The sequence below is a fragment of the Halorubrum sp. SP9 genome, from assembly GCF_005435015.1.
GTDB classification, from domain to species: Archaea; Halobacteriota; Halobacteria; order Halobacteriales; family Haloferacaceae; genus Halorubrum; species Halorubrum sodomense.
The window spans coordinates 1-310 of record NZ_SGXU01000574.1 but is presented as its reverse complement, the minus strand read 5'-3'; the positions used below and the strand labels follow the sequence as shown (position 1 = coordinate 310).

Annotated in this window: 1 protein-coding gene; it reads left to right on the top strand. The window is 61.6% G+C overall.

Annotated features, from left to right (window positions below; all coding sequences use genetic code 11):
* Positions 1-143: 143 nt before the first annotated feature.
* Positions 144-310 (top strand): UPF0058 family protein (locus EXE45_RS18640; RefSeq protein ID WP_199233721.1); only part of this gene is annotated, 167 nt, incomplete at its 3' end.

Below are 310 nucleotides of genomic sequence, written 5' to 3'. Positions count from 1 at the left end.
TTCGAAGACGAGGGGATGATGGGCCACGAAGACGAGTACGTCTTCTGACCGAACGACTCTCCTCGACGGCGGTCCCCGCGGCGCGGAACCGTGCGTACCCCCCTCAACAACCCTTATAGGGCCCACATCCCGTATCCGTGGGTATGCACAAGGACGAGCTGCTCGAACTCCACGAACAGATGGTGACGATCATGGAGCACTTCCGCGCCCAGGAGTCGGTCGACGGATCGCTGTTCGACCCGTACGACGAGCTCGACGTCGACCCCTCGCACGTCCACAAGTCGAAGAGCGAGCACAAGCACGCCGTTTT